Genomic DNA, 24980 nt, shown 5'->3' on the forward strand with positions numbered 1-24980 from the left:
AGTGTAATAGCGTTTATTTGGATTGATAGAATCTGCAGTGCTATTATAGAAAGATTACGTACAGTCAAAAAGTTGTATGGAACCTTTTCAAATTGACATAACACATTATGCAAAGAAACTACAGGAAACATACAATGAATTATCCTTTAGAAAATAAGATAATTATTTTTATTCGTACATTTTCAAGATATGGTGGAGTTGAAAATTTTTGTTTCAGGTTTTACAATTACTTAAAGGGTAAAAATATAAATGTAAATATCATCTGTGGTGAAAATAAGACTGATATTAAAAATGAAGATATTATTGAAGTAAAATTATGGAAACCTGGTAGATTTCTAAAAACTTTAAGTTTCTATTTAAAATCACAAAAATATATAAAATCTATCGATAAAAACTCTGTAACTTTAGCTTGTGGAAAAGTAGCACACTGTGATTTCTACCGAACTGGGAGCAGCTCTCACATAGATTTTTTAATAAAATCATCAGTAGGGTATCCACCATTAAAATTTATTATGAAAGCTATTAAAAGGGCATTGAATCCAGTAAATTATCTTAATCCCATCCTTGAATCTAAAATTTATAATAGTAAACACACTAAAAAAATTATCGCAATTTCTACTCTTGTGGAAAATGAACTTACTAGCAGATTTAAACTTCCAAAAAATAAGATTGTTGTTATTCCAAATGGTATAGACAAAACCAAATTCTCTTTAAAAAATAAAGAAAAACTTATAAATACATTAAAAAATAGATTAACTTTTGATGAAAATAAAATTGTCATCGGTTTTTGTTCTACCAATTTTGAGTTAAAAGGTTTACATTTTTTAATTTCCTCACTACAGTATTTACCAGAGGATTTTGTTTTACTTGTTGCAGGCGGCAGAAATCCGTCTAAATACATAAAGCTTGCAAAAAAACTCAAAGTTGATAATAGAGTTTATTTCTTAGGTAAAGTAGATAATATGCCGGAGTTTTATGCTTCATTGGATGTTTTTTGCCATCCTTCTTTTTATGATACTTTCGGAAGTGTTGTAGCAGAAGCTATTGCTATGCACATTCCAACAATTACTGCCAAAAACGTTGGTGCCAAGGATTTGATAATAGAAGGAGTTAATGGATACATTTTAGAAAAAATTAATGAAAAACTTATTGCAGAAATGATTCAGAAATGTATAAATTTAAAGCCTGAAAATTTCATTGATACGACATTGAGTGATGATGAAGTTTTTCAAAAATATTTGGATGTTTTGTTAGATGAAAATTTTATTAATTCAGTTTTATCAAATCGGTGATATTGTATTGTCGACCCCTTTTCCAAGGGAAATAAAGAGGGTTTATCCCGAGGCAAAAATTGACTTCTTAGTTGCAAAGGGGTTTGAAGATGTTTTAAAGTATAATCCAAATATTGAGAATGTTATTACAATTGACAGAAAAGGCGGAGTGAAAGAATTATTAGATGTTATAAAGCAAGTTAGAAATAGAAAATATGATTTTTTGATAGATTTTCATAATAATCCACGATCTGCTTGGATATCACTTTTTTCAGGAGCAAAAACAAAAATAACTTATAAATATACGAAAAGGAAATTTGCTTATAATCAATTGGTGATGCCAAAGAGAGAATATGCAATTAAGATGAAATCAGCACTTCTAAAGCCTTTAGGTATTGAATGCAAAAATATAAGACCTGAAATATTTTACAAAAAAGAACATTTAGCAAGAATCAACGAGATGTTAATAAATTATGGGATCCAGCAATATGTGACAATTTCGCCAACTCATAAAAGAGAAACAAGGAGATGGCCTCTGAATTATTATATTGAGGTAGCAAAATATATATATCAAAACTACAAATTATGCTCAATTTTTACTGCTGCACCAAATGAACAAGAGTATCTAAGTCCTTTAAAAAGCGAAAACCTTTATGGAAAAGCTTTTTTTATAGCTCCCAAAATGACGTTGTTAGAATTAACGGCTTTGATAGATAATGCCTTGATACATATTGGTAATGATTCTGCTCCTCATCATATTGCTGTTGCATGTAAAACACCGACGTTTATAATTTTAGGTTCATCGAGCTCAGGCTGGGTGTTTCCTGATGAAATTCACACATATGTTAATAAAAAACTTACATGTCAACCATGTAATAGCGAAAAATGTAAATTTGAGACAATTCCGTGTTTAACTGAGCTAAAATTCGAAGATATCAGACAGGAGTTTGATAGATTTTTTAAAAGATATATTTTAAAAGGAATTTTATGAATATAGCTTTTATAACATCCACTCATAGGTGGGGAGGTGTTAAAACATGGATGTTAGAATTTGGAAATGAATTAAATAAGTTAGGACATAGTTGTTATTACTTTGCTTCGGATAAAAATTTTATTAAAAAAGCAAGAGAAAATTACCACATCTCACATATTATTAAGTTTGGTGCAGATTATAATATATTTGCTGTAAAAGCATTCTACTCTTATTTTAGAAAATATAAAATCGATATAATCATATGTAATATTTATAAGGAAATTAGGACAGCAGGTATTGCTGCTAAACTTTTAGCAATCCCTGTGATCCATAGAGTAGGTTTGGTAGGTGATTTGAAGAATAAAATTGATGTTATAATAAATCACAAATTGATTGTAGATAAGATTTTAGTCCCTTGCAAAGGGATGAAAGATAAGCTTGTTGAAACCTTTAAGTTTATAAAAGAACAGGATGTAGAATATGTCTATAACGGTAAAATTCCATATGAAAAAAGAAGTATAATGAAAACAGATCCTGTTCGTTTTGTAATTACATCAAAAGTTGAAGAAACAAAGGGACATAAAGATCTTTTTGAAGCATTACTTAAGTTAGACAAAGAGTTTAATATAAATTTTTTGTGTGATATTTATGGTGAGGGAGAGCTTGAAGGGTGGTTAGATGAGCAGATTAAAAAATATAAATTAGATAGTAAAATAAGACTCAAAGGTTTTAGCCTCGGCTTAGGTGAGATATTACCAAATTATCATTTTGGGATACTTACTTCATATTCCGAAGGATTCCCTAATGTTGTTTTAGAATATTTAGCTGCTGGTTTGCCTGTTATTAGTACTAATATTGCATGTATTCCAGAGTTGATAGAAGAAAGTAAAAATGGATTTTTATATTTTCCTGGAAATATTGATCAATTAACAAAATTACTACATAAATGCTGTTTAATGGAAAAAAATTGTTATAAAAAAATGTCATTACATGCGGTAAACTCTATCGAAAAAAAATTCAATCTTAAAAAAAATGCAAAATTACTATCTGTTTTTTTGGAAAAAATAGTAAGAGGAGAATAATATGAGAATTGCAGTTGTTGGTCTTGGATACGTAGGGTTGCCTCTTGCGGTATCCTTTGCAAAAGAATTTGATGTAATAGGATTTGACATAAAAAAAGAAAGAATTGAAGAATTAAAAAATGGTAAAGATTCCACAGGAGAAGTGAGTAGTGAAGAACTAAAAAATATCTCAATAAAATATACAGCTAACCCTGAAGATTTAAAAAATGCAAGTTTTTATATTGTGACTGTGCCAACCCCTATAGATGAGCATAAAAACCCTGATCTAACACCTCTTGTAAAAGCATCTGAAACTATTGGCAAGTATCTTAAAAAGGGAGATTATGTGGTTTATGAATCTACCGTTTATCCTGGAGTTACAGAGGATATTTGTGTACCCATACTTGAAAAAGAATCCGGTCTTACTTTCAAAAAAGATTTTAAGGTGGGTTACTCTCCAGAGCGGATAAATCCAGGGGACAAAATTCATACCTTTGAAAACATTGTTAAGGTTGTGTCAGGCTGTGATAAGGAAAGTTTAGATTTTATAGCTGAAATTTATGGAAAAGTTGTTAAAGCAGGTATTTTCAAAGCTGAGAGTATAAAAGTAGCTGAAGCTGCAAAAGTTATAGAAAATACACAGAGAGATTTAAACATTGCACTGATGAACGAACTAGCACTCATCTTTGACAAAATGAATATAGACACTAAAAGCGTACTTGAAGCAGCAGGAACAAAATGGAATTTTTTAAAGTTTGAACCTGGCTTAGTTGGTGGTCACTGTATTGGTGTAGATCCATATTATTTAACATTTAAAGCCCAAGAAATAGGTTATCATCCACAGATAATTTTATCAGGAAGAAAGATCAATGATTACATGGGAAAATTTATTGCAGAAAAAACTGTTAAATTGTTGATTAAAGCTAATAAATTAGTGAAAAATGCAAAGGTTCTTATTTTAGGATTTACTTTTAAAGAAAATGTACCAGATATTAGGAATACCAAAGTCATTGACATTTATTCCGAATTAATTGAATATGGCGTTAACCCTTACATATTTGATCCTATCGCTTCAACGGATGAAATCAGAGATGAATACAACATTGAAACAATTTCAAGTTTAGATGAAAAATCCCCTTATGATGGAATTATCCTTGCAGTAAAACACGACTACTTTATCCAAAATCTTGATAATAACCTCATAAAGAAGCTAATCTCAAAAAACGGTGTATTTATAGATGTAAAAGGTATTATGAAAAATAAATTGGAAAAAATTGATATAACATATTGGAGACTATAATTTGTCAAAGATAATTTCTATAGGCAATATTACTTTAGGTGGTACGGGTAAAACCCCTATGGCAATTTTTTTAGCGAATCAATTAACTAGTCTCGGTTATAAAGTCTGCGTATTGTCCAGAGGTTATAAAGGGAAAATCGGTTATGATACAAATGTAATATCTGATGGTAAAGAGATACTTTTAAAACCACCTCTGGCTGCTGATGAACCGTATATGATAGCAATAAATTGCCCCGGATGTATTGTAATCACAGGGAAAGAAAGGGTAAAAAGTTTTGAATATGCAGAAAAGAATTTTGACATTGATTTTTACCTTTTAGATGATGGATTTCAGCATAGAAAGATGCCAAGGGATTTGGATATTGTATTGCTCGATCACAAAAATCCTATCTCAACGGGATTACCTTTTCCTTTTGGTTATTTGAGAGAGTTTCCATCTGCCTTAAAAAGAGCAGATATTATTGTTTTTACCAAGGCTAATAGTTTTACAATGCCTGAGAAAGTCAGAAAATATATCAAAGGGAAAGATATATTTTACTCTAAGATTAAGAATAAAGAAGTCGTTTTTAGAAATGAACAGTATCCGATATCCTTTTTAAAAGGGAAAAAAGTTGTTGCCTTTTCTGGGATTGCAAAGAATAGTTCTTTTTTTAAACAATTAAGCAAATTAGGCGTAGAAATAGTATACAAAAAGGGGTATATGGATCATCATTTTTATAGAGAGAAAGATATGGATTTTCTTTTTAAATTAAAGAAAAGATATAATGCTGACTTTTTAATAACAACTGAAAAAGATTATGTAAAAATTTTAGACAAATATAGAGATGATATTGCTTTCTTAAAGATAGAAATATCAATTAATGATACACAAAAGTTTATGGATTTGATTTTTGAAAAAATTAAATAGTGGAGTTAGCCCATTAAAAGGGCTAACATTTATTACAGTTCTACAGAAAACTCAATAGTATCAAACCAAAAACCGTCATTTCTGATGGTATCAAGTTCTGCTTGAATAATATCATAATGTTTTTGTTCGACTTCAGCCAAATTTTCGAAAAATGCTTTTAACTCAGAATTTGGTGTTTTTGCTGCTTTTTCTTTATAAAACTCATAAGCCTTCTTTTCATGTTCAAGTGCAATTTTTAAAGCCTCCTCATCCCCTAAATCAGCTTTATCTACTTTTTGTAAGCTTGCATCGCTTGTTTCTGGCATAAATTTTGAAAGTCTCCCTTTAGGTACTTTTACTCTTTCATAAGGTTTTCCTTCGAATGTTTGCTCAATAAACTTTTCAATAAGTTCCATATGATCAATCTCATCTAAGGCTAGCTGAATAAACATATTTTTACCTGCTGCAACCTTTGTTTGTTTTGCGAATTTGAGATAAGTTCTCAAACCTTCTTTTTCGGCCTCATATGCTGTTTTTAGGGCTTTTAGAATTTCGTTCGTCATGGCACAACCTCCTTTTAAACAAATATAGTTTTATAATAAGCCTAATTAAATAAATAACAATAAAATCTTTTTTAAAGTTTTTGAACAACCGTAATTTAGTTCTCACTGAAAAAGTGAGAACTAATTATTAAATAAATAATTTTTGTGATTTTTTAATATTTAAATTAGTTTTCTAACAAGAATTTAAAGAAGAATGCCCTACATCTAAAACCAAGAAATAGAGTATTATTATAAATTAGTTGCCACTTTTTCAGTGGCAACTAATTTATGATATGGACATATGGTTAAAACATCAATTAATAAGAATTATTAAAAATTGAAGATTAATTTTAAAATTAATTATACAATATTTTAAAGTAAAATAGCGACAATATATATATTGAATTTAGGGTTAATTTGGATTATTACTAAAAAGCTGAAATTTATTAAAATCTGGAGGTCATTATGAACCCATTAGCTCAAGAGTTAAACGAAATGATAGCAAAAGATAATGCATCTGTTTTAGAAATGTTGTCAAAACTTGGGAAAAATCTGTTTATGCCAAAAGGGATTTTAACACAGTCTGCAGAAGCAAAAGAGAAAGCTCATAAATTCAATGCAACAATCGGTATTGCTACTGAAAATAATGGCCCTATGTATCTTGATTGCATTTATGAGCCTTTAAATACATTTGAACCTAAAGATCTCTTCCCTTATGCACCTGCTACGGGAAAACCTGAGCTTAGAAAAGCCTGGAAAGAAAAAATGGTAAAAGAAAATCCTTCTTTGCAGGGCAAATACATCGGACTACCTATTGTTACAAATGCATTAACCCATGGGCTTAGCATTGTGGCTGATTTATTTGTAGATGAAGGTGATTATGTGGTGACTCCCGATAAATTCTGGGGAAATTACAGGCTTACCTTTTCTGTTAGAAGAGGTGGTGAGATTGCTACTTTTGATACTTTTACAAAAGAGGGTAAGTTTAATGTAAATGGTTTGATAGAAAAAGTAAAAGAATGTGGTGAGGCTAGAGGTAAGGTTATTATTTTGTTGAATTTCCCTAATAACCCTTCAGGGTATATGCCTACAGTGGAAGAAGCAGAAGCTATAGCCAATGGGCTTGTTAAGCTTGCTGATGAAGGGATAAAAATTATTGCTGTGACAGATGATGCATATTTTGGACTATTTTATGAGGATTCAATAAAAGAATCAATTTTTGGTTTACTTGCCAATAAATCTGAAAATCTGTTGGCTATTAAATTAGATGGGGCTACTAAAGAGGAGTATGTTTGGGGTTTTCGTGTGGGCTTTATCACATTTGCAGCTACAACTAATGAGCCTCAAGAAGGGATGTTAACGGCATTGGAGAAAAAGGTTGCAGGTCTTATCAGAGGTACAATTTCAAACTGCCCTCATCCATCACAAACTTTTGTTTTAAGAGCTATAAATCATCCTGATTTTGCTAAGCAGAAAGCAGAAAAATATGAAATTATGAAAGCAAGGGCTTTAAAAGTTAAAGAAGTTCTGGATAGTGGAAAATATGTGGATGAATTTGAATATTATCCATTTAATTCTGGTTATTTTATGTGTTTAAAGTTGAAAAATGTGGAAGCTGAAGCATTGAGAGTACATCTTCTTGATAAATACGGTGTTGGCACAATTTCCGTAAACAAAACCGATTTAAGAATTGCGTTCAGTTGTATAGAAGTTGAGCAAGTAGAAGAACTATTTGATATTATTTATCAAGGGTGTAAGGATTTGAATAAATAAGGGGGCTTTAAGCTTCCCTTTTTTTATATGGGGGATAATAGTATGGTTGTCGATGCAAGAGGCAAAGCATGTCCAACACCTGTAATTATGACAAAGAAAGCCCTTGAAGAGATTGAAGAGGGTGTGATAACTGTTTTGGTAGATAATGTTGCGTCAAAGGAGAATGTCTCAAAGTTTGCTGCAAGCCAAGGATTTACTTACGAGGTTGATGATAAAGGGGAGTATTTTGAAATTGTTATCGCAAAGGGGTACAAGTGTTCTCTTCCTCAAGACAGTGACAAAGATAAAGAAGATGTCACAGCTAATCTTGTGATTCATGTAGGAAGCGACGCTATTGGTAATGGTAGTGATGAGCTTGGAAAATTATTAATGACAGGTTTTATTGAAAATATTATTAATATGGACTTTTTGCCTAAAACGGTGATTTTTGTAAATAGCGGAGTGTTTTTAACAACAAAAAATGAAAAGACAATTAATGCTTTGAAAGAACTGGAAAACAAAGGTGTAGAAATTCTAAGTTGTGGTACATGTTTAACCCATTTCAATTTGATGGATGATTTGAAGGTGGGTGAAGTTACTGACGCGTACAAAGTGATGCAGCGTTTGTTTTATGCAGATAAAATAATAAGGTTGTAGGGGTTATGATTAAGCTTACACATCTTGCAAAAGCTGCCGGGTGAGCAGCTAAAATAGGTCCGGAGGACCTAAACAAAACACTTAATGGATTGAAGTATTACCGGTCTGACAATCTTATTGTGGGCTTTGAAACTAATGATGATGCTGGTGTGTATAAAATCAGTGATGACAAATATTTAGTTCAAACAGTGGATTTCATTACCCCAGTGGTTGATGACCCTTACACCTTCGGTAGAATTTCGGCAATTAATTCTTTAAGTGATGTTTATGCTATGGGAGGTACACCTCTTACTGCTCTTTCAATACTTATGTATAACTGTGATATAGATGCCGATATTATCAAAGCTATGATGCAAGGTGCATGTGATGAACTATCAAAAGTTGGATGTACATTGCTTGGTGGGCATTCCGTGGATGACAATGAGGTGAAACTTGGGTTTGCCGTAACTGGTATGATAAATGACGGCAAAGTCTTTAAGAACTGTACGGCAAAAGTTGGTAATGACATTATTTATACAAAGGCATTGGGCATAGGTATTGTTTCTACGGCCATAAAGGGTGAAATGGCAAAGAAGGATGAAATCGATGAAGTTACAAAGCTAATGCTTTTATCAAATTATGAAGCAAGTATTTTGATGAAAAAATATGATGTATCAGCCTGTACTGATGTTACAGGTTTTGGGCTCGCTGGACACCTTTTTGAAGTAGCAAAAGGCTCGAATGTAACATTGGAAATAAATAGTAATCAGATAAATTACCTTGAATCAGCATTGCAGTATGCAAATATGGGAATAATTCCTGCAGGTGCATACTATAATAAACAGTATTTAGAATATAATGTGGATTATTCTGCAGTAAAAGAAGAATACAAGATGTTACTTTTTGATCCTCAAACATCGGGTGGATTATTAATATTCGTTGATGAAGATGAATCCGGTAAGCTTTTAAACGATTTATTCAAATCAGGCTATAAAGATGCGGCAGTTATTGGTAAAGTTGTAGATTTCTCCGAAAAATTCGTAATTTTTAAATGAAACATGAAAAAGGGGAGATGGGGAAGTAGGGAGGTAATAACGTTCCAACGTTCTAACGTTGGAACGTTCTAACGTTATTTATTTTTGGTGGCTTTTTCCCAATCAGCCAAAAATTTTTCCAAACCAATATCTGTTAGAGGATGCTTAAATAGCTGCTTCAATACTTTAAAAGGGATTGTGGCAATATCAACACCATTTAATGCAGCTTCTTGTACATGCATAGGATGACGAATACTTGCAGCGATTACTTCGGTATCAAAATCGTAATTAATTACAATTTCTTGACATGCAAGGACAATATCAAGCCCATTGTGACCTATATCATCAAGTCTTCCTGCAAAAGGGCTAATATATCTTGCACCAGCCTTACAGGCTAAAAGGGCCTGATTTGGAGAAAAAATCAATGTCATATTTACATCAATCCCTTCCTGGGTAAGAATATATGTAGCTTTCAAACCTTCTTCAGTAAATGGTATTTTCACCACCACGTTTTCATCAAGTTTTGCAAGCTCTCTTGCTTCTTTAAGCATTCCTTCCAAATCAGTAGCTATTACTTCAGCACTTACTGGCCCTTGGACAATATCACAAATTTCTTTGATGGTTGATTTCAAATCTCTATTTTCTTTTGCAATTAAGCTTGGATTTGTAGTAACACCATCCACTACTCCATAGGACACAGCTTCTTTTATTTCTTCAATATTTGCTGTATCTAAGAATATTTTCATGATTCACCTCTCTTTTCTTTTACTTTAGCTATAAATTTATCCATACAATCTTTAGAACAGAAATAATAAATTTTATCGTAATATTTCACTTTGTATGGAGTAGTTTTTTCAATATAAATACCACAGATTTCATCCTTTTCAAGGTCAACTGATTCTTCAATTTCTCCCTTTTTACTTTCAACCTGCTTCTTTCTGAATAATGTAAATGCTAAGTAAATTAAAATGGCAGTAATTAGAAATTTCAACATTATTTAATATCCTCAGGTATTATGTAAATTGTTTTTATATTGCCATCACCGTAACTCTCAGTCCTTACACCGGAAATAGATTTCAAAGCAGTATGTATTTCTTTTCTTACCATTGGTATCATTGGCGGAAGCTTTTCAACCCTTCTTGTTTTCTTTACTTTATTAGCAAGCTCGATTGCCCTGTTTTTCAAATCTTCAATAACTCTTTTTCTGTAATTTTCCACATCTACAAGTATCTTAATATCGCTTTTTTCATCTACGTTCAAAAGACGTTCTACTAAAAACTGGAGAGCTTCAAGAGTTTGTCCCATTTTTCCAATGAGCAGGCTTGAGTCCGGTGATTGAATATTTAAAGTGTAGTATGGATAATCTTCGATAACTTCAATATGGAAGTCTTCAAAACCTGCTTTTTCAAGAATTTCAGCTAATATAACCTTTGATCTTCTCTTAAGGTACTCATTATCATCAAATTTTATTTTTATTTTTGCATTTTTTTTACCAAAACCAAAAAGCCCCTTTGAACCTTTTTCAATAATCTCTATTTCTATATATTCTCTAGGTATTTTGTGTTGTATTAAAAAGTTATTTATTGCTTCATCAACTGTACTTCCTTCCACCTCATAATATTTCATGACACTCCTCACGCAGTTTTCTTATTAATAAAATACTGCTGAATAATAGATAGGACATTGTTTGTAAGCCAATAAATTACAAGTCCTGATGGGAAGTTTAAGAAAAGGAATGTAAAAATTACTGGCATAAGCATAAATATTTTTTGTTGGGTTGGATCACCAGCTTGTGGTGTCATTTTTTGTTGTATGAACATAGTTACACCCATGAGAATTGGAGTAATATAATATGGGTCCTTCATTGATAGGTCAGTAATCCATCCGAAAAATGGAGAACCTTTTAGTTCTATTGAAACAAGGAGCGCTCTATAAAGCGCGAAGAATATTGGAATTTGTATTATCATTGGGAGGCATCCACCCATTGGGTTGACACCATGTTTTCTATAAAGCTCCATCATTGCAGCATTCATCTTTTGAGGGTCGCCTTTAAATTTTTCTCTAATTTTCTGAATCTCAGGCTGAATTTTTTGCATTTTTTTCATAGAAGTCATGCTTTTTATTGTGAGAGGGTATGTGATGAGTTTTATAAGAATAGTTAAAATGATAATGGCAACACCATAATTATGAATGAATTTGTAAAAGAAATTCATGAGATTTAACATAGGGATAGCAAGAAAAGAGAAAACTCCAAAATCTATACTTTTCTCAAATTTGTAACCTAAACTTTTTAATAATTTGTATTCCTTTGGACCGGTAAAAAGAGCCAATTTAAACTCTTTATTAGCATGTGGATTTAAAGTAATGTCTACGACACCTTTAATTATGGCAGAGTCTTTATATTTTGAAATAATTCCTTGCTCAAAGAAATCAGCAGCTGAAGCAAAGAGGAAATATTTAGATGTAAAACCGATCCACAAAGGTTTTTTTACTACTACATCCTCTTTTATTTTTTTTGGTTTTTGTTTATAAACTTTTTTTCCATCAAACATTAAAGGCCCTTCAAAGGTGTAGCGACTCTCTTCAAATCCTTCTCCTAAATCTGGGCCGATTTCTACTATCAAAGGTAGTCTGACACTCTTATCCCCAGTATTTGCAATCTTGAGAGTGTAATTTATTAAATAATTTTTGTTATCAATTTCATATTTTTTTGAGATTACGATATCATTCAAAAAACAGTTAAAATTAACAGTAGTTTTATCTTTAGATTTCTGAATTGAATAATCTACTTTATCAAATGTTAGATCTTTTAATCTAAAATAGTTTTCATTTCCATCTTTGAAGACAACTTTACCAATATTTTTGTCTTTATAACTTAAAATGCCAGCAGAGAAAATGTCTCCAGTGTTTTTGTCAAAATTTATTTCAAGGTAATTAGTTTTGATAGAAATAGTTTCTATTGATTTTGCTTGTACGACATTAGTTTGCTCTGGCGTGGGGACTTTGACAGTTTTTACAGCTTTTTCTTCTTTTGTTTGGACGGTTTGATTATCTGGGGCAACTTGTTGTGGAGTTGGTGCGAACATAAATTGAAAAATCATTAAAACCAGTAAACTTAATAAAACAGCAAGTAGTGTTCTTTTATCCATAAATTACAGCCTCCTCAAATTCACTCAACAGGGTCATATCCGCCCTTGCTAAAAGGATTGCATCTTAATATTCTCCAGCAGGAAAGAATCATCCCTACAATTAAACCTTTTTTAATGATAGCTTCTTTTGTGTATTGAGAACAAGTTGGGTAAAATCTACAATTTCTCCCTAGAAAAGGGGACAATAATACTTGGTAAATATCAATTAGCCTGATTATTAATTTCTTGAAAAATTTGTTTAACATCATTTTCTAATTCACTAAAATTTGCCTTTTCTACTCCTCGTTTTGCAATTATAACTAAATGCACGTTATCTGGCAAAGAGTATTTGTTTAATCTGAATATTTCTCTTAAGCGTCGTTTAACTTTGTTTCTAACAACAGCTTTTTTACTAATTTTTTTACTAACAACAAAGCCAGCTTTTCTACCTTTTGAAAAAGTATAACATACATTTACAAAGCAACCCTTAATCCAGCGGCCATTTGCAAAAACATTGTCAAACTCTTTCTTTTTTCTGAGCCTTTCATCTTTTTTAAAGGTAAATTTCATTCATTAAACAGTTAATCTTTTGCGCCCTTTTGCTCTTCTTCTTTTTAAAACAAGTCTACCGCCACGTGTTTTCATTCTTGCTCTGAATCCATGTTTACGCTTTCTTTTAAGATTACTTGGTTTTTTTAATGTCAACATTTGAGCCATTTATACACACCTCCATTTTTTAGAGCGCACGATTATATATATCAATATCCTATTTGTCAACACGATTGTAATCCCGACATTACCTTTTTTTCTTAAAGTGTCCAATACTTATTATAAAAAGAATTTTGTGAGTGAAAATAGTATTTATGAATTGTTGTTGATTAATATTTTAAGAAATATATAATTTGTGATTATGGAAAAGATAAAGATTGCAGTTACAATTGGTGACCCAGCAGGAATAGGTCCAGAAATTTGTTGTAAGTTAATAAATGAGGGAATACATCTTGATGGATGTGAAATTTTATTTGTCGGTAATAAAAAGATACTTGATGAAACCTTTAAAAGGGTTCTACAAAGCCATAAATTAAAAGATTATAAAATTGTTGAGCCTGATGAAGCTGTAAAATTTGATGCTATAGAGTTTGGAAAGATAAAAAAAGAGTATGGAAGATTGTCCATGCTTTTTGTGGAAAAGGCTGTAAAGATGGCAATGAGAGGTGAAGTGGACGCAGTGGTAACATGTCCAATAAATAAAAGAGCGATACAGCTAGCTGGTTATAAATTTCCTGGTCATACTGAGTTTTTAGGTTTTCTTACAGGTTCAAATGATTACAGTATGATGCTTGTAGGAGATAGGGTAAAAGTTGTGCTTGTCACAACTCATTTACCGATAAAAGAGGTAGCCAAGAGTATTGATAAAGAGAAAATAAAAAAGGCCATTATAAATGCACATAATGCTGGTAGATTTTTTGGGAAAGCAATTCCAAAAATTGCTGTTTGTGGGTTGAATCCTCATGCTGGAGATGAGGGAGCCCTTGGGGATGAGGAGTTAAAAATTATAAGGCCTGCCGTCGACGAGATGGAAAGGGATGGTTTTGATGTGAGCGGTCCGTATCCTGCTGATTCTTTATTTCCAAAGGTGTTGAAAGGGGAGTTTGATTTTGTGGTGTGTATGTATCACGATCAGGGATTAATTCCTGTAAAAATGGAAAGTTTTGGTGCGGCAGTGAATGTTACACTGAATTTGCCTATAATTAGGACATCAGTTGATCATGGTACAGCCTTTGATATTGCAGGTAAAAACCTCGCAAATAATTTTAGTTTAAAAAAAGCAATAGAAGTTGCAGTGGGAATGGTGAAAAATGTTAAATCTGCTTAAGGCATATAAGCTTGAGTTTCAAAAAACCAAAAAGTCGTTAGGACAGCATTTTCTTACTAATAAACATATTATTTCTGAGATTGTGGATAATCTAGAATTGAAACCTGATGAAAATGTTGTGGAAATTGGTCCTGGGTGTGGAGTGGTAACCTATGAATTATTGCAGAAAGATATTAATGTAACAGTTGTTGATATTGATGAACAGGTCTGTGATTTTCTTGATAGGTATCTGCATTTTTACAAAAATCTAAAGATTATCAATAAAGATTTTCTTGCGATTAATAGGGGTGAGTTGCCTGATGGTAAGTTAAAATTCGTGGGGAATTTACCCTATAATGTATCTGTGAAAATTTTAGAAAAATGTGTGGAGTTTATTGATGATGTGGATTTGATGGTTTTTATGTTTCAAAAGGAAGTGGCTGATAGGATAATAAGTGAGCCAAACTCTAAGACATATTCTTCCCTTTCCGTGTTTTGCCAATATTATTTTGATATAAAAAGAGTGAGAAATATTTCCGGATCAAATTTCTGGCCAAATACAAAAGTAACATCTACCATATTGAAATTTGTTCCTAGAAAAAGGTTTTTTGACGATGTTTCGGTTGAAAAAGAATTTTTCAAGTTTGTTATGGCGGCGTTTAAAAGCAAGCGTAAGACTTTGAAAAACAATTTGAGTTTTTTAAGTAAAGAGCAGAAAGATATTATTGATGAATTGTTGGGTGAAAAGATAAGGGGGGAGCAACTTAGTTTGGACGATTTTATCAGATTGTTTAGAAGATTGTATGCTAGATAAGAAGCTAACTGATTATACCTTTACGGTGGTGGATACTGAAACTACAGGTTTAAGTCCTTATAAAGGGGCGAGGCTTGTAGAAATAGGAGCGGTTAAAATTTATCCAGGTTTATCCATTCGGTTTGACAAAGGGTTCTCTACATTGATAAATCCAGAAAAGCCTATCCCTCCTGCAGCTTATAAAATACATAAAATTAGTGATGAAGTTGTGGCTGATGCTCCGAAAATCCATGAAGTATTACCGCATTTTAGCAAATTTGTTGAGAATACTGTTTTTGTAGCGCACAATGCATCATTTGATTTTAAGTTTATTGATTACTTTTATAAAACATACAACATGTCATGTCCTTTAATAGCTGTGGTTGATACTTTAAAGATTGCAAGAAAGGTTATAAAAGGCTTAAAAAGTTATAGCCTGGACTCTTTGATAGATTATTTTCAAATAAAAATGAGTTTTCCAGGTAGTTACAGGCATAGAGCAATTTTTGATGCTGCACATACAGCTGTAATTTTTAAAAAATTGCTTGATTATCTATTAAAAGAGAATAGCACTATTTCTTTATATGAACTCATTTACTATTTTCATTGAGTAGAAAGCCAATCTTTTGCTTCTTGAATGGTATCAAATAACTTTAAATTTTTTCTGCCAGATAATTTTAGTATCAAACTGTAAACAGCTTTTCTCCAGCCTGTAACCCCTACCACTGCACCGCATTTAACATAAGGCTTATTGTGTTCTGCAAAATCCTTTAATGCCATTTGTAAGTCTTTTCCACCATTGAGATTTTTTACGTTTACAAGGGTATATACACTATTTTTTTGCATTGTTCTTATTGCTTTTTTCCCCTCTTCGATAAGTTTATACGCTTCCATAGGTGTTGCTTCACTAAAATTAAGATAAATAATAATTTTACCGTTGTGTGATAATATCTCTAATCTTTCCATATTGAGCGAACCTCCGTGATGTAACAAACAATGTTATAGTATAGTGCAAAGAAAAAGTCAATTTTTTTGATTAAATTGACAGGTGTTATGAAATGTTAATAACAATAAGTGGTTATAGCTTGAGAATAATAGATTAGATGTTTTAATGTTAATCATATGTTAAGACAGCTTGCTTGTTAATAAAATATTTTACATTCTTCTAAATCGATAGTATTTTAATTTAAAAATAGGGGGTGTTGTATGAAATCATACAGAAAAGAGCTTTGGTTTAATACGAAGAATAGAGTTGAATTTATAAATATTACGGATGAAGTGCAAAAAGCTATTGATGAAAGTGGTATAAAAGAGGGGCTATGTCTCGTAAATGCAATGCATATTACTGCAAGTGTATTTATTAACGATGATGAAAGAGGGTTGCATGAGGATTATAAAAGATGGCTGGAAGAGCTTGCTCCTCATGAACCATTATCTCTTTACAAGCACAATCTCACTGGAGAAGATAATGGGGATGCACATTTAAAAAGGCAGATTATGGGGAGAGAGGTAGTGGTGGCAGTGACTGATGGGAAGCTTGATTTTGGTCCATGGGAGCAGATATTTTATGGTGAGTTTGATGGTCAGAGAAGAAAAAGAGTGCTGATAAAAATAATCGGAGAGTGAAATGATTTTACATATTACACACAATGACTTAGATGGAGCAGGATGTGGCATACTGGTAAAAAAAACTTTACCTGATGTAGTAACTTACTACCTCAATTATGATGAGGTTGATGAATTTTTAAAGAATAATTATGTAAATTTTGATAAAATTATCATTACAGATGTTGCACCATCCAAAGATATTTTTGATTTAATTTACAGAGAAAAAGATGTTTTGCTGATAGACCATCACAAAACAACCTTACATTTTAGAGATTATAAAGGAGTGATTCACTCTTTAGATAAATGTGCTACATTTCTCACCTATGAATGGCTTTTGAAAGAAGGGTTTGAGATAAATGAATACGAGGATTTTGTAAAAGTTGTTAATGATTATGATATCTGGATACTTGAAGATAGTCGGAGTTTAGAGCTAAATATGCTTTTTTATCTTTACGGATTGGAAAGGTTTGTTGATAGGTTTCTGAAAAAACCTTCTGTAGATTTTGAAGAGAAAGAAAGTTTTCTTTTAGAAATTGAAAGGGGGAGACAGAAAGATTATCTGGAAAAGGCTAAGGATTATGTTACTGTAAATGAGGATAAAGAAGGTAGAAGGTTTGGTTACATCTTTGCCGAGATGTATAATTCGGAACTTGGGCATTTTTTGATTAATGAACTAAAATTGGATTATGTGATAATTATCAATGCGCAGAAAAAGAAGATTTCTTTGCGCTCAAGAAAAGATATAGATGTTTCTATCATAGCTAAAAGAAATGGTGGGGGTGGTCACAAAAATGCTGCAGGATTTTCCACTGACTTTGATTTTGGTATAAATCTATTTTTAAAAAATATGGGTGTGTTATGAAAGCTGAATTTATAAAATCCGCATTCTTTGAAAAAGATTACCCGGATACTGAATTACCGGAAATAGCCTTTGTGGGTAGAAGTAATGTAGGGAAATCTTCAATGATTAATACCCTTACAAACAGAAAAAAACTTGTAAAGGTGAGTCAAAAGCCTGGGAAAACAAGAGCTATAAACTTTTTTAATATTAATGATAAAATAATATTTGTGGATTTACCGGGCTATGGTTATGCGAAGGTTTCTAAAAAAGAGCGCGAAAAATGGAAATTTATAATCGAAACTTATTTATTGAAGAGAAAGCAACTTAAATGCGTTGTATTGATTATTGATATAAGGATTGGACCTACAGAATATGATATGATGATGCTTGAGTGGTTAGAAGCTTATTCTATAGACACTGTTATTGCTCTTACCAAATCAGATAAGTTGTCAAACAATAAAATTGCAAAACAGAAGAGGGAAATTGCAGTAAAACTTGGTATGGATGAAGATAGATTTGTTATTTTTTCAAGTATCACAAGAAGAGGTCGTGATGAACTTTTACAGATTATCGAAGAGAAAGCTTTTTCTTAATATTGCATTTGCAGTTTTTGTCGTAGTTTTTTTTGTAATTACAAATATTTCAGCAAAATTAATTAAGCATGAAGGTAAAGTAACCTTTTTGCCTAACAAAGAGATTTTAAAGCCGCTTATTAAAGATATAGAAGATGCTAAAGATAGTATTTATATTGCCATGTATATGTTTAAAACAGATGATTATAAGTTTAATTACTCTACACTTATTGAAGAAGCTCTATTTGATGCATTGAAGAAAGGTGTCAAAGTATATGCAGTTTTTGACACAGGGAAAAAGAATGATATCACAACCGAATTTAATAAAGATACTGGTGAGGAATTGAGGAAAAAAGGAGCAGTTGTTTGGTATGATTCTCCTGAAAGAAGACTTCATGCAAAGGTTGTTGTTATTGATAATAAGATTATTTATCTTGGAAGTCACAACTATACTCACAGTGCTTTGAAATATAATTATGAAGCGAGTGTAAGGATTGAATCACCTGAAATGGCTAAAGAGGTGATAAGGTATATTAGAGGGATAAGATGATTATAGGGACTGTGGTCAATACTGTGGCTGTAGCTGTTGGGAGTATTATAGGTGTTACGATTGGAAAAAGAATTAAGCCGGAGATTAAAGATGCTGTTATGAAGGCGCTGGGGCTTGCAGTGGTTGTACTTGGTATCAAAATGGCTTTTGAAAAGCACGATTTCTTATTGGCGCTCATTGCCATTGTTATAGGAACAGCAGTGGGTGAAATGATAAATATTGAATTGTTTCTAGAGAATATAGGTGGTTATTTCCAACAAAAAGTCAAAAGTGAATCAGGAAATTTTGTTCTTGCTTTTGTTACTGCTTCAGTCCTGTTTTGTGTGGGTTCTATGACAATTATTGGAGCGATAAAGGATGGTCTGAGTAATGATCCTTCTGTACTTTATATAAAGAGTTTACTTGATGGGGTATCATCCATTATTCTTGCATCTACCCTGGGGATAGGAGTGTTTTTTTCTATTGTAGTGATTTTGGTGTATCAGGGGTTATTAAGTTTATTAGCCTTTAAGTTTACATTTTTATTAAATGATATGTATGTAAATGGTATTTCTGTGGTTGGTGGGATTATAATTTTAGGTATCGGTTTAAATATGCTTGGACTTACAAAGATAAAAACTGGGAATATGCTTCCATCCCTTTTCATTATACCAATCATTGATTTTTTAGCAAAAATAATAGTGTAAGTTACGCATATTAATGCGTGCCCACTGAAAACCTTTTTCCGAGCAGATGTTGGAAGATTGCCCTAAGAAGGTGAAAGTGTAAGTGGGATTGCTTTGTTTCAAGTAATTAGTTCTCACTTTTTCAGTGAGAACTCCTACGTTTTTTTGTTGTATAAGAAAATTATATTATGTAATGAATTAAGAATGGGACAGAGGACTACAGTGGGAATAAGCTTAAAAGCTTCATATTTAGTCTGTCCCCCGTCCCGAAAGTCCCTATTGGTTGATTTGGCTATCAAGCCACTGTCAAACGGGAGTTTGGATTCGGGACTAAAATATTTTAAGTGAGGTTTGACATGAAAAATGACAAATTTGCTTTCTTTATAGGTGTTGATGTTTCCAAAGATAAGTTTAATTGCGCTATTATTAACAATAAGCTTGAACTTCTCAAAGAAGCTGAATTTCAAATGGACATTGATGGTTTTAACAGCTTCTATGACTTGATTAAAAAGTATGACTCCTCTATCATTGCTCTTGAATCTACTGGCAGCTATCACATTAACCTCTTAGCATCCCTTGTATCCAAAAAGAAAGATGTCTGTCTTATTAATCCAGCTCTCATCAAAAAATTTGCCCAATCCGTTACTCTCAGAAAAACCAAAACCGATAAAATTGATGCTGTTATCATTGCTAAATTTATAGCTAAGAATATTGAACATTTCAATTATTTTGCTCTTCCTGAGTCCAATGATATTATCGCACTTGCCAGGATGAGAGAACATATTACTCAGCAGATTGCAAGAGTTAAGACTCAGCTTAAACAGCATCTTACTGTAGTATTTCCTGAACTTGTGGCAAATGCCAATGTATTTACTCAATCCATTTTGCATATCCTTAAACATATGCCTACAGCTGAAATCATCAGGAATGCTAATGAAGATGATATTCAAAAGATTCTTGATGAATTGAAGTTTGCACATAAGTCAAATATTACCCCTCAGAAGCTCATATCCCTTGCTAAATCCTCCATTGGTATTTCCTCTGATATCTGGGCTACTGTCATCAAAGAAGATGTTGAAATGCTCATATTTCTTAATAGCCGACTTGATAATATTACGAAGGAATTTATTGATAAAATAAAATCTTCCAAAAAAGATGATATGGAGATTATTACTTCTATCAAAGGAATTAATGATATTACCGCTGCCCATTTTCTTGCAGAAATTAAAGATATAAACAGATTTGCCAACAAAGGTAAACTTGCTGCCTATGCCGGGATAGATCCTGCTATTAAACAATCCGGAAGTATGTATAGTAACGGCAGAATAAGTAAAAAAGGATCCCGGTCCCTTAGGCGTATTCTTTATCTTATGGCAAGTGGTGTTATGAAGTTTAATGAGTATTTTAGAGCGTATTATTTGAAAAAGAAGGAGGAAGGTATGCCTCATAGAAAAGCTATGATTGCATTGTGTAACAAACTTGTGCGTGTACTTTATGCCATGCTTACAAAAAAAGAGGTTTTTCATATGCCTAAATTATCTTAATAATTTTTAATATTTATAGTTGACTAATTATTAATAATGATTTTATAATATTTAAGGATGTTGCACAATACAGAACATAAACAAATTTTGAAGGTGAATAACTATATACTTAACATGTTGGTAATAAAGAGATTGCTTCGCTAACGCTCAGGGTGACGACACCATTACCGTCATCGCGAGGAACGAAGTGACGAAGCGATCTCTCTCTATGTCACCAGCAAGGGCTTTTAGCCCCGAAGCAATCTTTCTCATTGATGTTTCACCCTTTCGCACAAGAGATTGCTTCGCTAACGCTCGCAATGACAAAAATAACAACGTCACCTAAGAGGAGCGTATGCTACGAAGCAATCTTTAAAATCATACTGTACAACATCCTTCTGTTAATAACTTAAGAAAACTTTCAGGTATTTTTACAGGTTTGTTTTTATTAGCATCGAAGGTGACCATTACAGTTTTTGCGGTGGCAAAAATTTTATTTTCTCCATTGTGTATCTTATAATTAAAAGTAAAACTTGTATTACCAATTTTTTCAACCATTATTGTAACAATGACTTTGTCTGAGTAGTTTATAGGTGTTTTGTATTCGCATTCTGCTTTAACAACGAGAAAAAATAACCCTTCAGCGGTTGCTTTTGAAAGGTAGTCTTTGAATAATTTTGTTCTTGCTGTTTCAAGATAAGTGAAAAATATTGCGTTGTTCACATGTCCGTATGCATCAAGATCGCTAAATCTTACTTCAATTTCGGTGCTGAATTCCATCAGATTATACTCCTAACAGTCCTTTTTTTAGGTTTTTGTCTGCTGGTTTATCACCTATGTAAATTTCAAGAATTGCTTTTGCAAGCTCTTTGGATTTTATTTCACTTATTTTGTTACCGTTGTGAATTACTGTAACTTTATCAGTTTCAAGTACCAAGTCAATATCATCTCCTTTTACAACATCAAAATTAAAAGTATTTAAAAATTTCTTAACAACATCTGACTCAGCTAAATTGGGATACGATTTTTCAAGTCCTTCTTTGAAAGCATCTTGCATCTGTTTTGCTTTGACTTTTTTATAAAGGAAATGCATTTTTATAACTATTGGGTTTTGATTTGAAATTTCTTCAAAATTTGATGATTTTTTTTCAAGATAAAGAGCTCCAATATATACTTTAATAAAAAATTTCTTTCTGTAACCAGTACCGTTTAACACAAGTGATTTACCACCTAAATCATAACCATCTGGTATTGAGATGCCGGAAACATCTTTTGCTTGCAAAGTTGAAGCAAGGATTAGACAAGATAATAAGAGCATTAATAATTTTTTCATGACATCCTCCTACGTGTTGTTTTGTTTAAGAATTTCTAAAATTCTTGTTTTATAGTCTACGATATCTTTCCTGAGTGAGGCAAGCTTTGCTATTTTTTCATCAATTTTTGCTATGTGTGAGTCAAGAATTTCAATTAGTTTTGGCATAATTTTTTCGGGTGTTTGGTGAATTTTATAAATTTGAGCAAGTTCTTGCATTTCTTTTAAAGAGATTCCAAGTTCTTTTAATTTTAAAATAAATTTCAACCTTTTGATATCATCTTTTGTGTAAATTCTGATTCCCCCCTCGAGTCTTTGGGGAGGATCCATGAGGCCTATTTCTTCATAGTATCTAATTGTTCTTGTGGTAATACCAAGCATTTCAGCAACTTCACCAATTTGAAATAATTCTTCATTATTTATTTTCATGCCTTTCACCTTTACGTTAATTACAGAATATTACTATAATTAAAACTATGTTATGTCAAGTGATAAAAATTGTATATAAACTTTACTGAAAGTTGAATGTTACAGTAGTATTTTCATGTAATAACCTAGGGTTGAATTTTTGTTCAAGATATTTAAGATAACGTTATAGATTACTTGACATTTACGTTAAACATAGTTATAAGATTGTAAAATTACAATGGGGTGAGTTATGAGAGAGGTGTATGTGGTAGAAGGGTTGAGGACGCCTTTTGGCTCTTTTGGTGGGGCACTTTCTGATGTTCATCCTGCAAAGCTTGCTGCTACTGTTATTGAAAAACTGTTTGATGTTACAGGTATTCCTAAAGATGCTGTGGATGAAGTAATTTTAGGCCAGGTTTTGATGGGAGGATTTGGACAGGCACCTACCAGACAGGCGATGAGGTATGCCGGCATTCCGGACAAGGCGCATGCTATGACAATAAATAAGGTGTGCGGTAGCGGTTTGAAGTCTTTGATGCTCGGAGCACAATCCGTCATGGTTGGAGATTCCGATATTGTGATTGCAGGTGGGATGGAGAGTATGTCTATGAGCCCCTATGCACTTCATAAGGCAAGATACGGTTACAGGATGGGGAATGGGGAGATTGTGGATTTGATGATTTATGATGCTTTGTTAGATCCTTATTCAGGCAGGCATATGGGGATGTTGACTGAGGAGACTATCAAAAAAGAGGGCCTCACAAGGGATGAACAAGACGACTATGCAGAAAGATCATATAAACTTTCTCAAAAAGCGATAAATGAAGGGATATTTAAGGATGAAATTGTTCCTGTTGTAAAAGTTACAAAGAAAGGGGAAGTGATTGTAGATACTGATGAAGAACCTTTCCGTGTAAAATTTGAAAAGCTGCGTCAGCTTAAACCGGTTTTTGCAAAAGATGGAACGATTACTGCAGCTAATGCTTCCACGATTAATGATGGTGCAGCATGTTTAATTCTTGCAAGCGAAGATGCTCTTAAAAAGTACAATTTAAAGCCAATAGGCAAGCTTATAGCTTATGCCACAAACAGTATTCATCCTGATGAGTTTTCTCTGGCGCCGGTGGGTGCAATTAAAAAGGTTTGTGAAAAAGCTGGGTTGAAAATTGAAGATATTGATCTTTTTGAGATAAATGAAGCCTTTGCTGCTGTTGTTCTTTTTGCTGTGAAGAATTTAAATTTGCCTCTTGAAAAAGTGAATGTAAACGGGGGTGCAGTTTCCATAGGGCATCCTGTAGGTGCAAGTGGTGGTAGGCTAGCTGTTACCCTTTTAAAAGAGATGCATAGAAGAGGTTCAAAATACGGGCTTGCCACTCTTTGCATAGGTGGTGGTGAAGCTGTAAGTGCAATTTTTGAGAGGGTGTAAGATGAAGGTGGCAGTTATCGGTGCAGGACAGATGGGTTCAGGCATAACCCATGTTTTAGCTCAGCATGGATTTAAAGTAGGCCTTTATGATATAAGTCAATCTCAGCTTGAAAGAGCTTTTCTGGTTATTAGGAAAAATATGGAAAGACAGGCTAAAAAAGGGCTTTTTGAGGAATCAAGGATTGAAGAATTCTTATCAAACATTGAAACAGTAAATCAGCTTGAGTTACTGGAAGATGCTGATTTTTTTATAGAGGCTGCTACTGAGAATGAAGATATAAAATTTGAGCTTTTTAGAAAACTGGATAATCTGGCAAAGCCTGAAGCTATTCTCGCAACTAATACGTCATCAATATCAATTACAAAGATAGCTGCTGTGACTAACAGACCAGATAAAGTTATTGGGATGCACTTTATGAATCCTGTGCCTGTAATGAAATTGGTTGAGATTATTAGAGGGCTTGCCACAAGTGATGAGACTTTTGAAAAGACTGTGGAGCTTGCTAGAAGTCTAGGGAAAGAAACTGCCATAGCTTCTGACTATGCTGGCTTTATCGTTAACAGAATTTTGATACCAATGATAAATGAGGCAATTTTTGCACATTTTGAAGGTGTGGCATCTATCCAAGATATAGATAAAGCAATGAAGCTTGGTACAAACCAACCAATGGGGCCCTTTGAATTAGCAGATTTTATAGGGCTTGATACCGTTCTGGCAATTATGGAAGTGCTCTACAATGAATTCAAGTATGACAAATACAGACCTTGTCCATTACTTGTAAATATGGTTAGAGCTGGATATTTGGGGAGAAAAGTAGGTAAAGGTTTTTATGATTATCAATAA

The 24980-nt window shown here is 32.6% G+C and carries 31 protein-coding genes; 19 read left to right on the forward strand and 12 right to left on the reverse strand.

All coding sequences use genetic code 11. The features are described 5' to 3' along the window. Positions 1 to 107 precede the first annotated feature (107 nt). The 5 genes from FHQ18_RS03370 to lpxK are packed head-to-tail and all read left to right on the forward strand — an operon-like array spanning position 108 to position 5512. The gene (locus FHQ18_RS03370; RefSeq protein ID WP_149265759.1) at positions 108 to 1292 is read left to right on the forward strand and encodes a glycosyltransferase family 4 protein; all 1185 of its coding nucleotides are present in this window, start codon (positions 108 to 110) and stop codon (positions 1290 to 1292) included. Continuing rightward, complete coding sequence (locus FHQ18_RS03375) at positions 1255 to 2262, forward strand: glycosyltransferase family 9 protein (protein WP_149265760.1); 1008 nt, start codon at positions 1255 to 1257, stop codon at positions 2260 to 2262. The genes FHQ18_RS03370 and FHQ18_RS03375 overlap by 38 nt, the downstream gene beginning before the upstream one ends. Beyond that, positions 2259 to 3326: a glycosyltransferase gene (locus tag FHQ18_RS03380; protein ID WP_149265761.1), complete on the forward strand. Its 1068-nt coding sequence runs from the start codon at positions 2259 to 2261 to the stop codon at positions 3324 to 3326. The genes FHQ18_RS03375 and FHQ18_RS03380 overlap by 4 nt, the downstream gene beginning before the upstream one ends. A gap of 1 nt (position 3327) precedes the next feature. Beyond that, entirely contained in the window at positions 3328 to 4605 is a 1278-nt protein-coding gene (locus tag FHQ18_RS03385; protein WP_149265762.1) for a nucleotide sugar dehydrogenase, read from the forward strand. 1 nt (position 4606) lies between these two features. Continuing rightward, positions 4607 to 5512 (forward strand): tetraacyldisaccharide 4'-kinase, encoded by a 906-nt coding sequence (lpxK, locus tag FHQ18_RS03390; RefSeq protein WP_149265763.1) that lies wholly within the window; start codon positions 4607 to 4609, stop codon positions 5510 to 5512. Between the two features lie 32 nt (positions 5513 to 5544). Here lpxK and FHQ18_RS03395 read toward each other — a convergent pair whose 3' ends face one another. Next, positions 5545 to 6054, reverse strand: coding sequence for a ferritin family protein (locus FHQ18_RS03395; protein WP_149265764.1), 510 nt, complete (start codon positions 6052 to 6054; stop codon positions 5545 to 5547). Between the two features lie 444 nt (positions 6055 to 6498). Between FHQ18_RS03395 and FHQ18_RS03400 the strand changes: the two genes are divergently transcribed. From FHQ18_RS03400 to selD, 3 genes are read left to right on the forward strand one after another with little or no spacing between them, the layout of a single operon-like run. Beyond that, positions 6499 to 7806, forward strand: coding sequence for an aminotransferase class I/II-fold pyridoxal phosphate-dependent enzyme (locus FHQ18_RS03400; protein WP_149265765.1), 1308 nt, complete (start codon positions 6499 to 6501; stop codon positions 7804 to 7806). A gap of 42 nt (positions 7807 to 7848) precedes the next feature. After that, entirely contained in the window at positions 7849 to 8442 is a 594-nt protein-coding gene (yedF, locus tag FHQ18_RS03405; RefSeq protein ID WP_149265766.1) for a sulfurtransferase-like selenium metabolism protein YedF, read from the forward strand. A 5-nt stretch (positions 8443 to 8447) separates the two neighbouring features. After that, positions 8448 to 9476, forward strand: coding sequence for a selenide, water dikinase SelD (gene selD / locus FHQ18_RS03410; RefSeq protein WP_149265767.1), 1029 nt, complete (start codon positions 8448 to 8450; stop codon positions 9474 to 9476). 74 nt (positions 9477 to 9550) lie between these two features. Here the strand turns inward: selD and fsa are convergent, their stop codons facing one another. Genes fsa through rpmH form a run of 7 tightly spaced genes read right to left on the reverse strand, consistent with a single transcriptional unit; the run spans position 9551 to position 13291 of the window. Then, positions 9551 to 10201, reverse strand: a complete 651-nt coding sequence (gene fsa, locus FHQ18_RS03415; protein WP_149265768.1) for a fructose-6-phosphate aldolase — start codon at positions 10199 to 10201, stop codon at positions 9551 to 9553. Next, positions 10198 to 10449 (reverse strand): YHS domain-containing protein, encoded by a 252-nt coding sequence (locus FHQ18_RS03420; RefSeq protein ID WP_149265769.1) that lies wholly within the window; start codon positions 10447 to 10449, stop codon positions 10198 to 10200. The genes fsa and FHQ18_RS03420 overlap by 4 nt, the downstream gene beginning before the upstream one ends. Then, complete coding sequence (gene jag, locus FHQ18_RS03425) at positions 10449 to 11081, reverse strand: RNA-binding cell elongation regulator Jag/EloR (protein WP_149265770.1); 633 nt, start codon at positions 11079 to 11081, stop codon at positions 10449 to 10451. The genes FHQ18_RS03420 and jag overlap by 1 nt, the downstream gene beginning before the upstream one ends. Positions 11082 to 11089: 8 nt before the next feature. Next, a complete protein-coding gene (gene yidC / locus FHQ18_RS03430) occupies positions 11090 to 12604 on the reverse strand; it encodes a membrane protein insertase YidC (protein WP_149265771.1) in 1515 nt (504 codons plus the stop codon). Positions 12605 to 12624: 20 nt separating this feature from the next. Further along, the gene (yidD, locus tag FHQ18_RS03435) at positions 12625 to 12852 is read right to left on the reverse strand and encodes a membrane protein insertion efficiency factor YidD (protein WP_149265772.1); all 228 of its coding nucleotides are present in this window, start codon (positions 12850 to 12852) and stop codon (positions 12625 to 12627) included. Next, positions 12806 to 13153: a ribonuclease P protein component gene (rnpA, locus tag FHQ18_RS03440; RefSeq protein ID WP_149265773.1), complete on the reverse strand. Its 348-nt coding sequence runs from the start codon at positions 13151 to 13153 to the stop codon at positions 12806 to 12808. Before rnpA ends, yidD begins: the two co-directional genes overlap by 47 nt. A gap of 3 nt (positions 13154 to 13156) precedes the next feature. Next, positions 13157 to 13291, reverse strand: a complete 135-nt coding sequence (gene rpmH, locus FHQ18_RS03445) for a 50S ribosomal protein L34 (RefSeq protein ID WP_149265878.1) — start codon at positions 13289 to 13291, stop codon at positions 13157 to 13159. 202 nt (positions 13292 to 13493) lie between these two features. Between rpmH and pdxA the strand changes: the two genes are divergently transcribed. From pdxA to FHQ18_RS03460, 3 genes are read left to right on the forward strand one after another with little or no spacing between them, the layout of a single operon-like run. After that, a complete protein-coding gene (pdxA, locus tag FHQ18_RS03450; protein WP_149265774.1) occupies positions 13494 to 14459 on the forward strand; it encodes a 4-hydroxythreonine-4-phosphate dehydrogenase PdxA in 966 nt (321 codons plus the stop codon). Continuing rightward, on the forward strand, positions 14443 to 15252 hold the full coding sequence (gene rsmA / locus FHQ18_RS03455) for a 16S rRNA (adenine(1518)-N(6)/adenine(1519)-N(6))-dimethyltransferase RsmA (RefSeq protein WP_149265775.1): 810 nt from the start codon (positions 14443 to 14445) through the stop codon (positions 15250 to 15252). Before pdxA ends, rsmA begins: the two co-directional genes overlap by 17 nt. Next, the gene (locus FHQ18_RS03460; protein ID WP_149265776.1) at positions 15242 to 15841 is read left to right on the forward strand and encodes a 3'-5' exonuclease; all 600 of its coding nucleotides are present in this window, start codon (positions 15242 to 15244) and stop codon (positions 15839 to 15841) included. Before rsmA ends, FHQ18_RS03460 begins: the two co-directional genes overlap by 11 nt. Here FHQ18_RS03460 and FHQ18_RS03465 read toward each other — a convergent pair. After that, positions 15835 to 16197 carry an STAS/SEC14 domain-containing protein gene (locus FHQ18_RS03465; protein ID WP_149265777.1) on the reverse strand — a complete coding sequence of 121 codons (363 nt, stop codon included), beginning with the start codon at positions 16195 to 16197 and terminating at the stop codon, positions 15835 to 15837. The genes FHQ18_RS03460 and FHQ18_RS03465 overlap by 7 nt on opposite strands. Before the next feature lie 240 nt (positions 16198 to 16437). Here FHQ18_RS03465 and FHQ18_RS03470 point away from each other — a divergent pair, with 240 nt between their 5' ends. The 6 genes from FHQ18_RS03470 to FHQ18_RS03495 all read left to right on the forward strand — a co-directional run bounded on the left by FHQ18_RS03470 (position 16438) and on the right by FHQ18_RS03495 (position 21011). Then, complete coding sequence (locus FHQ18_RS03470; protein ID WP_149265778.1) at positions 16438 to 16857, forward strand: secondary thiamine-phosphate synthase enzyme YjbQ; 420 nt, start codon at positions 16438 to 16440, stop codon at positions 16855 to 16857. A 1-nt stretch (position 16858) separates the two neighbouring features. Next, positions 16859 to 17701 carry a DHH family phosphoesterase gene (locus tag FHQ18_RS03475; RefSeq protein WP_149265779.1) on the forward strand — a complete coding sequence of 281 codons (843 nt, stop codon included), beginning with the start codon at positions 16859 to 16861 and terminating at the stop codon, positions 17699 to 17701. Beyond that, positions 17698 to 18273, forward strand: a complete 576-nt coding sequence (gene yihA / locus FHQ18_RS03480) for a ribosome biogenesis GTP-binding protein YihA/YsxC (RefSeq protein ID WP_149265780.1) — start codon at positions 17698 to 17700, stop codon at positions 18271 to 18273. Before FHQ18_RS03475 ends, yihA begins: the two co-directional genes overlap by 4 nt. Next, entirely contained in the window at positions 18233 to 18802 is a 570-nt protein-coding gene (locus tag FHQ18_RS03485; protein ID WP_188020329.1) for a phospholipase D-like domain-containing protein, read from the forward strand. Before yihA ends, FHQ18_RS03485 begins: the two co-directional genes overlap by 41 nt. Continuing rightward, a complete protein-coding gene (locus FHQ18_RS03490) occupies positions 18799 to 19488 on the forward strand; it encodes a DUF554 domain-containing protein (RefSeq protein ID WP_149265782.1) in 690 nt (229 codons plus the stop codon). Before FHQ18_RS03485 ends, FHQ18_RS03490 begins: the two co-directional genes overlap by 4 nt. Before the next feature lie 335 nt (positions 19489 to 19823). After that, positions 19824 to 21011, forward strand: a complete 1188-nt coding sequence (locus FHQ18_RS03495) for an IS110 family RNA-guided transposase (protein ID WP_149265355.1) — start codon at positions 19824 to 19826, stop codon at positions 21009 to 21011. 357 nt (positions 21012 to 21368) lie between these two features. Here the strand turns inward: FHQ18_RS03495 and FHQ18_RS03500 are convergent, their stop codons facing one another. Genes FHQ18_RS03500 through FHQ18_RS03510 form a run of 3 tightly spaced genes read right to left on the reverse strand, consistent with a single transcriptional unit; the run spans position 21369 to position 22731 of the window. Next, entirely contained in the window at positions 21369 to 21770 is a 402-nt protein-coding gene (locus FHQ18_RS03500) for an acyl-CoA thioesterase (protein ID WP_149265783.1), read from the reverse strand. Between the two features lie 4 nt (positions 21771 to 21774). Further along, on the reverse strand, positions 21775 to 22323 hold the full coding sequence (locus FHQ18_RS03505) for a chalcone isomerase family protein (RefSeq protein WP_149265784.1): 549 nt from the start codon (positions 22321 to 22323) through the stop codon (positions 21775 to 21777). A 9-nt stretch (positions 22324 to 22332) separates the two neighbouring features. Further along, a complete protein-coding gene (locus FHQ18_RS03510) occupies positions 22333 to 22731 on the reverse strand; it encodes a MerR family transcriptional regulator (RefSeq protein WP_149265785.1) in 399 nt (132 codons plus the stop codon). A 229-nt stretch (positions 22732 to 22960) separates the two neighbouring features. Between FHQ18_RS03510 and FHQ18_RS03515 the strand changes: the two genes are divergently transcribed. Both FHQ18_RS03515 and FHQ18_RS03520 read left to right on the forward strand, forming a co-directional pair. Then, the gene (locus FHQ18_RS03515) at positions 22961 to 24136 is read left to right on the forward strand and encodes a thiolase family protein (protein ID WP_149265786.1); all 1176 of its coding nucleotides are present in this window, start codon (positions 22961 to 22963) and stop codon (positions 24134 to 24136) included. Position 24137: 1 nt separating this feature from the next. Next, positions 24138 to 24980: a 3-hydroxybutyryl-CoA dehydrogenase gene (locus FHQ18_RS03520; RefSeq protein ID WP_149265787.1), complete on the forward strand. Its 843-nt coding sequence runs from the start codon at positions 24138 to 24140 to the stop codon at positions 24978 to 24980.

The sequence above is a fragment of the Deferribacter autotrophicus genome (assembly GCF_008362905.1).
Taxonomy (GTDB): Bacteria; Chrysiogenota; Deferribacteres; order Deferribacterales; family Deferribacteraceae; genus Deferribacter; species Deferribacter autotrophicus.

Excerpts from the sequence above, each read along its gene's own strand:
- rpmH (WP_149265878.1), bottom strand. The coding sequence starts at position 13,291 with ATGTTGACATTAAAAAAACCAAGTAATCTTAAAAGAAAGCGTAAACAT.
- FHQ18_RS03420 (WP_149265769.1), bottom strand. The coding sequence starts at position 10,449 with ATGTTGAAATTTCTAATTACTGCCATTTTAATTTACTTAGCATTTACA.
- yihA (WP_149265780.1), top strand. The coding sequence starts at position 17,698 with ATGAAAGCTGAATTTATAAAATCCGCATTCTTTGAAAAAGATTACCCG.
- yidC (WP_149265771.1), bottom strand. The coding sequence starts at position 12,604 with ATGGATAAAAGAACACTACTTGCTGTTTTATTAAGTTTACTGGTTTTA.
- fsa (WP_149265768.1), bottom strand. The coding sequence starts at position 10,201 with ATGAAAATATTCTTAGATACAGCAAATATTGAAGAAATAAAAGAAGCT.
- FHQ18_RS03395 (WP_149265764.1), bottom strand. The coding sequence starts at position 6,054 with ATGACGAACGAAATTCTAAAAGCCCTAAAAACAGCATATGAGGCCGAA.
- yedF (WP_149265766.1), top strand. The coding sequence starts at position 7,849 with ATGGTTGTCGATGCAAGAGGCAAAGCATGTCCAACACCTGTAATTATG.
- FHQ18_RS03490 (WP_149265782.1), top strand. The coding sequence starts at position 18,799 with ATGATTATAGGGACTGTGGTCAATACTGTGGCTGTAGCTGTTGGGAGT.
- FHQ18_RS03460 (WP_149265776.1), top strand. The coding sequence starts at position 15,242 with ATGCTAGATAAGAAGCTAACTGATTATACCTTTACGGTGGTGGATACT.
- FHQ18_RS03465 (WP_149265777.1), bottom strand. The coding sequence starts at position 16,197 with ATGGAAAGATTAGAGATATTATCACACAACGGTAAAATTATTATTTAT.
- FHQ18_RS03380 (WP_149265761.1), top strand. The coding sequence starts at position 2,259 with ATGAATATAGCTTTTATAACATCCACTCATAGGTGGGGAGGTGTTAAA.
- FHQ18_RS03495 (WP_149265355.1), top strand. The coding sequence starts at position 19,824 with ATGAAAAATGACAAATTTGCTTTCTTTATAGGTGTTGATGTTTCCAAA.
- rsmA (WP_149265775.1), top strand. The coding sequence starts at position 14,443 with ATGTTAAATCTGCTTAAGGCATATAAGCTTGAGTTTCAAAAAACCAAA.
- FHQ18_RS03385 (WP_149265762.1), top strand. The coding sequence starts at position 3,328 with ATGAGAATTGCAGTTGTTGGTCTTGGATACGTAGGGTTGCCTCTTGCG.
- FHQ18_RS03520 (WP_149265787.1), top strand. The coding sequence starts at position 24,138 with ATGAAGGTGGCAGTTATCGGTGCAGGACAGATGGGTTCAGGCATAACC.
- FHQ18_RS03475 (WP_149265779.1), top strand. The coding sequence starts at position 16,859 with ATGATTTTACATATTACACACAATGACTTAGATGGAGCAGGATGTGGC.
- pdxA (WP_149265774.1), top strand. The coding sequence starts at position 13,494 with ATGGAAAAGATAAAGATTGCAGTTACAATTGGTGACCCAGCAGGAATA.
- jag (WP_149265770.1), bottom strand. The coding sequence starts at position 11,081 with ATGAAATATTATGAGGTGGAAGGAAGTACAGTTGATGAAGCAATAAAT.
- FHQ18_RS03515 (WP_149265786.1), top strand. The coding sequence starts at position 22,961 with ATGAGAGAGGTGTATGTGGTAGAAGGGTTGAGGACGCCTTTTGGCTCT.
- FHQ18_RS03485 (WP_188020329.1), top strand. The coding sequence starts at position 18,233 with ATGAACTTTTACAGATTATCGAAGAGAAAGCTTTTTCTTAATATTGCA.
- FHQ18_RS03510 (WP_149265785.1), bottom strand. The coding sequence starts at position 22,731 with ATGAAAATAAATAATGAAGAATTATTTCAAATTGGTGAAGTTGCTGAA.
- FHQ18_RS03505 (WP_149265784.1), bottom strand. The coding sequence starts at position 22,323 with ATGAAAAAATTATTAATGCTCTTATTATCTTGTCTAATCCTTGCTTCA.
- FHQ18_RS03370 (WP_149265759.1), top strand. The coding sequence starts at position 108 with ATGCAAAGAAACTACAGGAAACATACAATGAATTATCCTTTAGAAAAT.
- FHQ18_RS03500 (WP_149265783.1), bottom strand. The coding sequence starts at position 21,770 with ATGGAATTCAGCACCGAAATTGAAGTAAGATTTAGCGATCTTGATGCA.
- FHQ18_RS03375 (WP_149265760.1), top strand. The coding sequence starts at position 1,255 with ATGAAAATTTTATTAATTCAGTTTTATCAAATCGGTGATATTGTATTG.
- yidD (WP_149265772.1), bottom strand. The coding sequence starts at position 12,852 with ATGATGTTAAACAAATTTTTCAAGAAATTAATAATCAGGCTAATTGAT.
- rnpA (WP_149265773.1), bottom strand. The coding sequence starts at position 13,153 with ATGAAATTTACCTTTAAAAAAGATGAAAGGCTCAGAAAAAAGAAAGAG.
- FHQ18_RS03470 (WP_149265778.1), top strand. The coding sequence starts at position 16,438 with ATGAAATCATACAGAAAAGAGCTTTGGTTTAATACGAAGAATAGAGTT.
- FHQ18_RS03400 (WP_149265765.1), top strand. The coding sequence starts at position 6,499 with ATGAACCCATTAGCTCAAGAGTTAAACGAAATGATAGCAAAAGATAAT.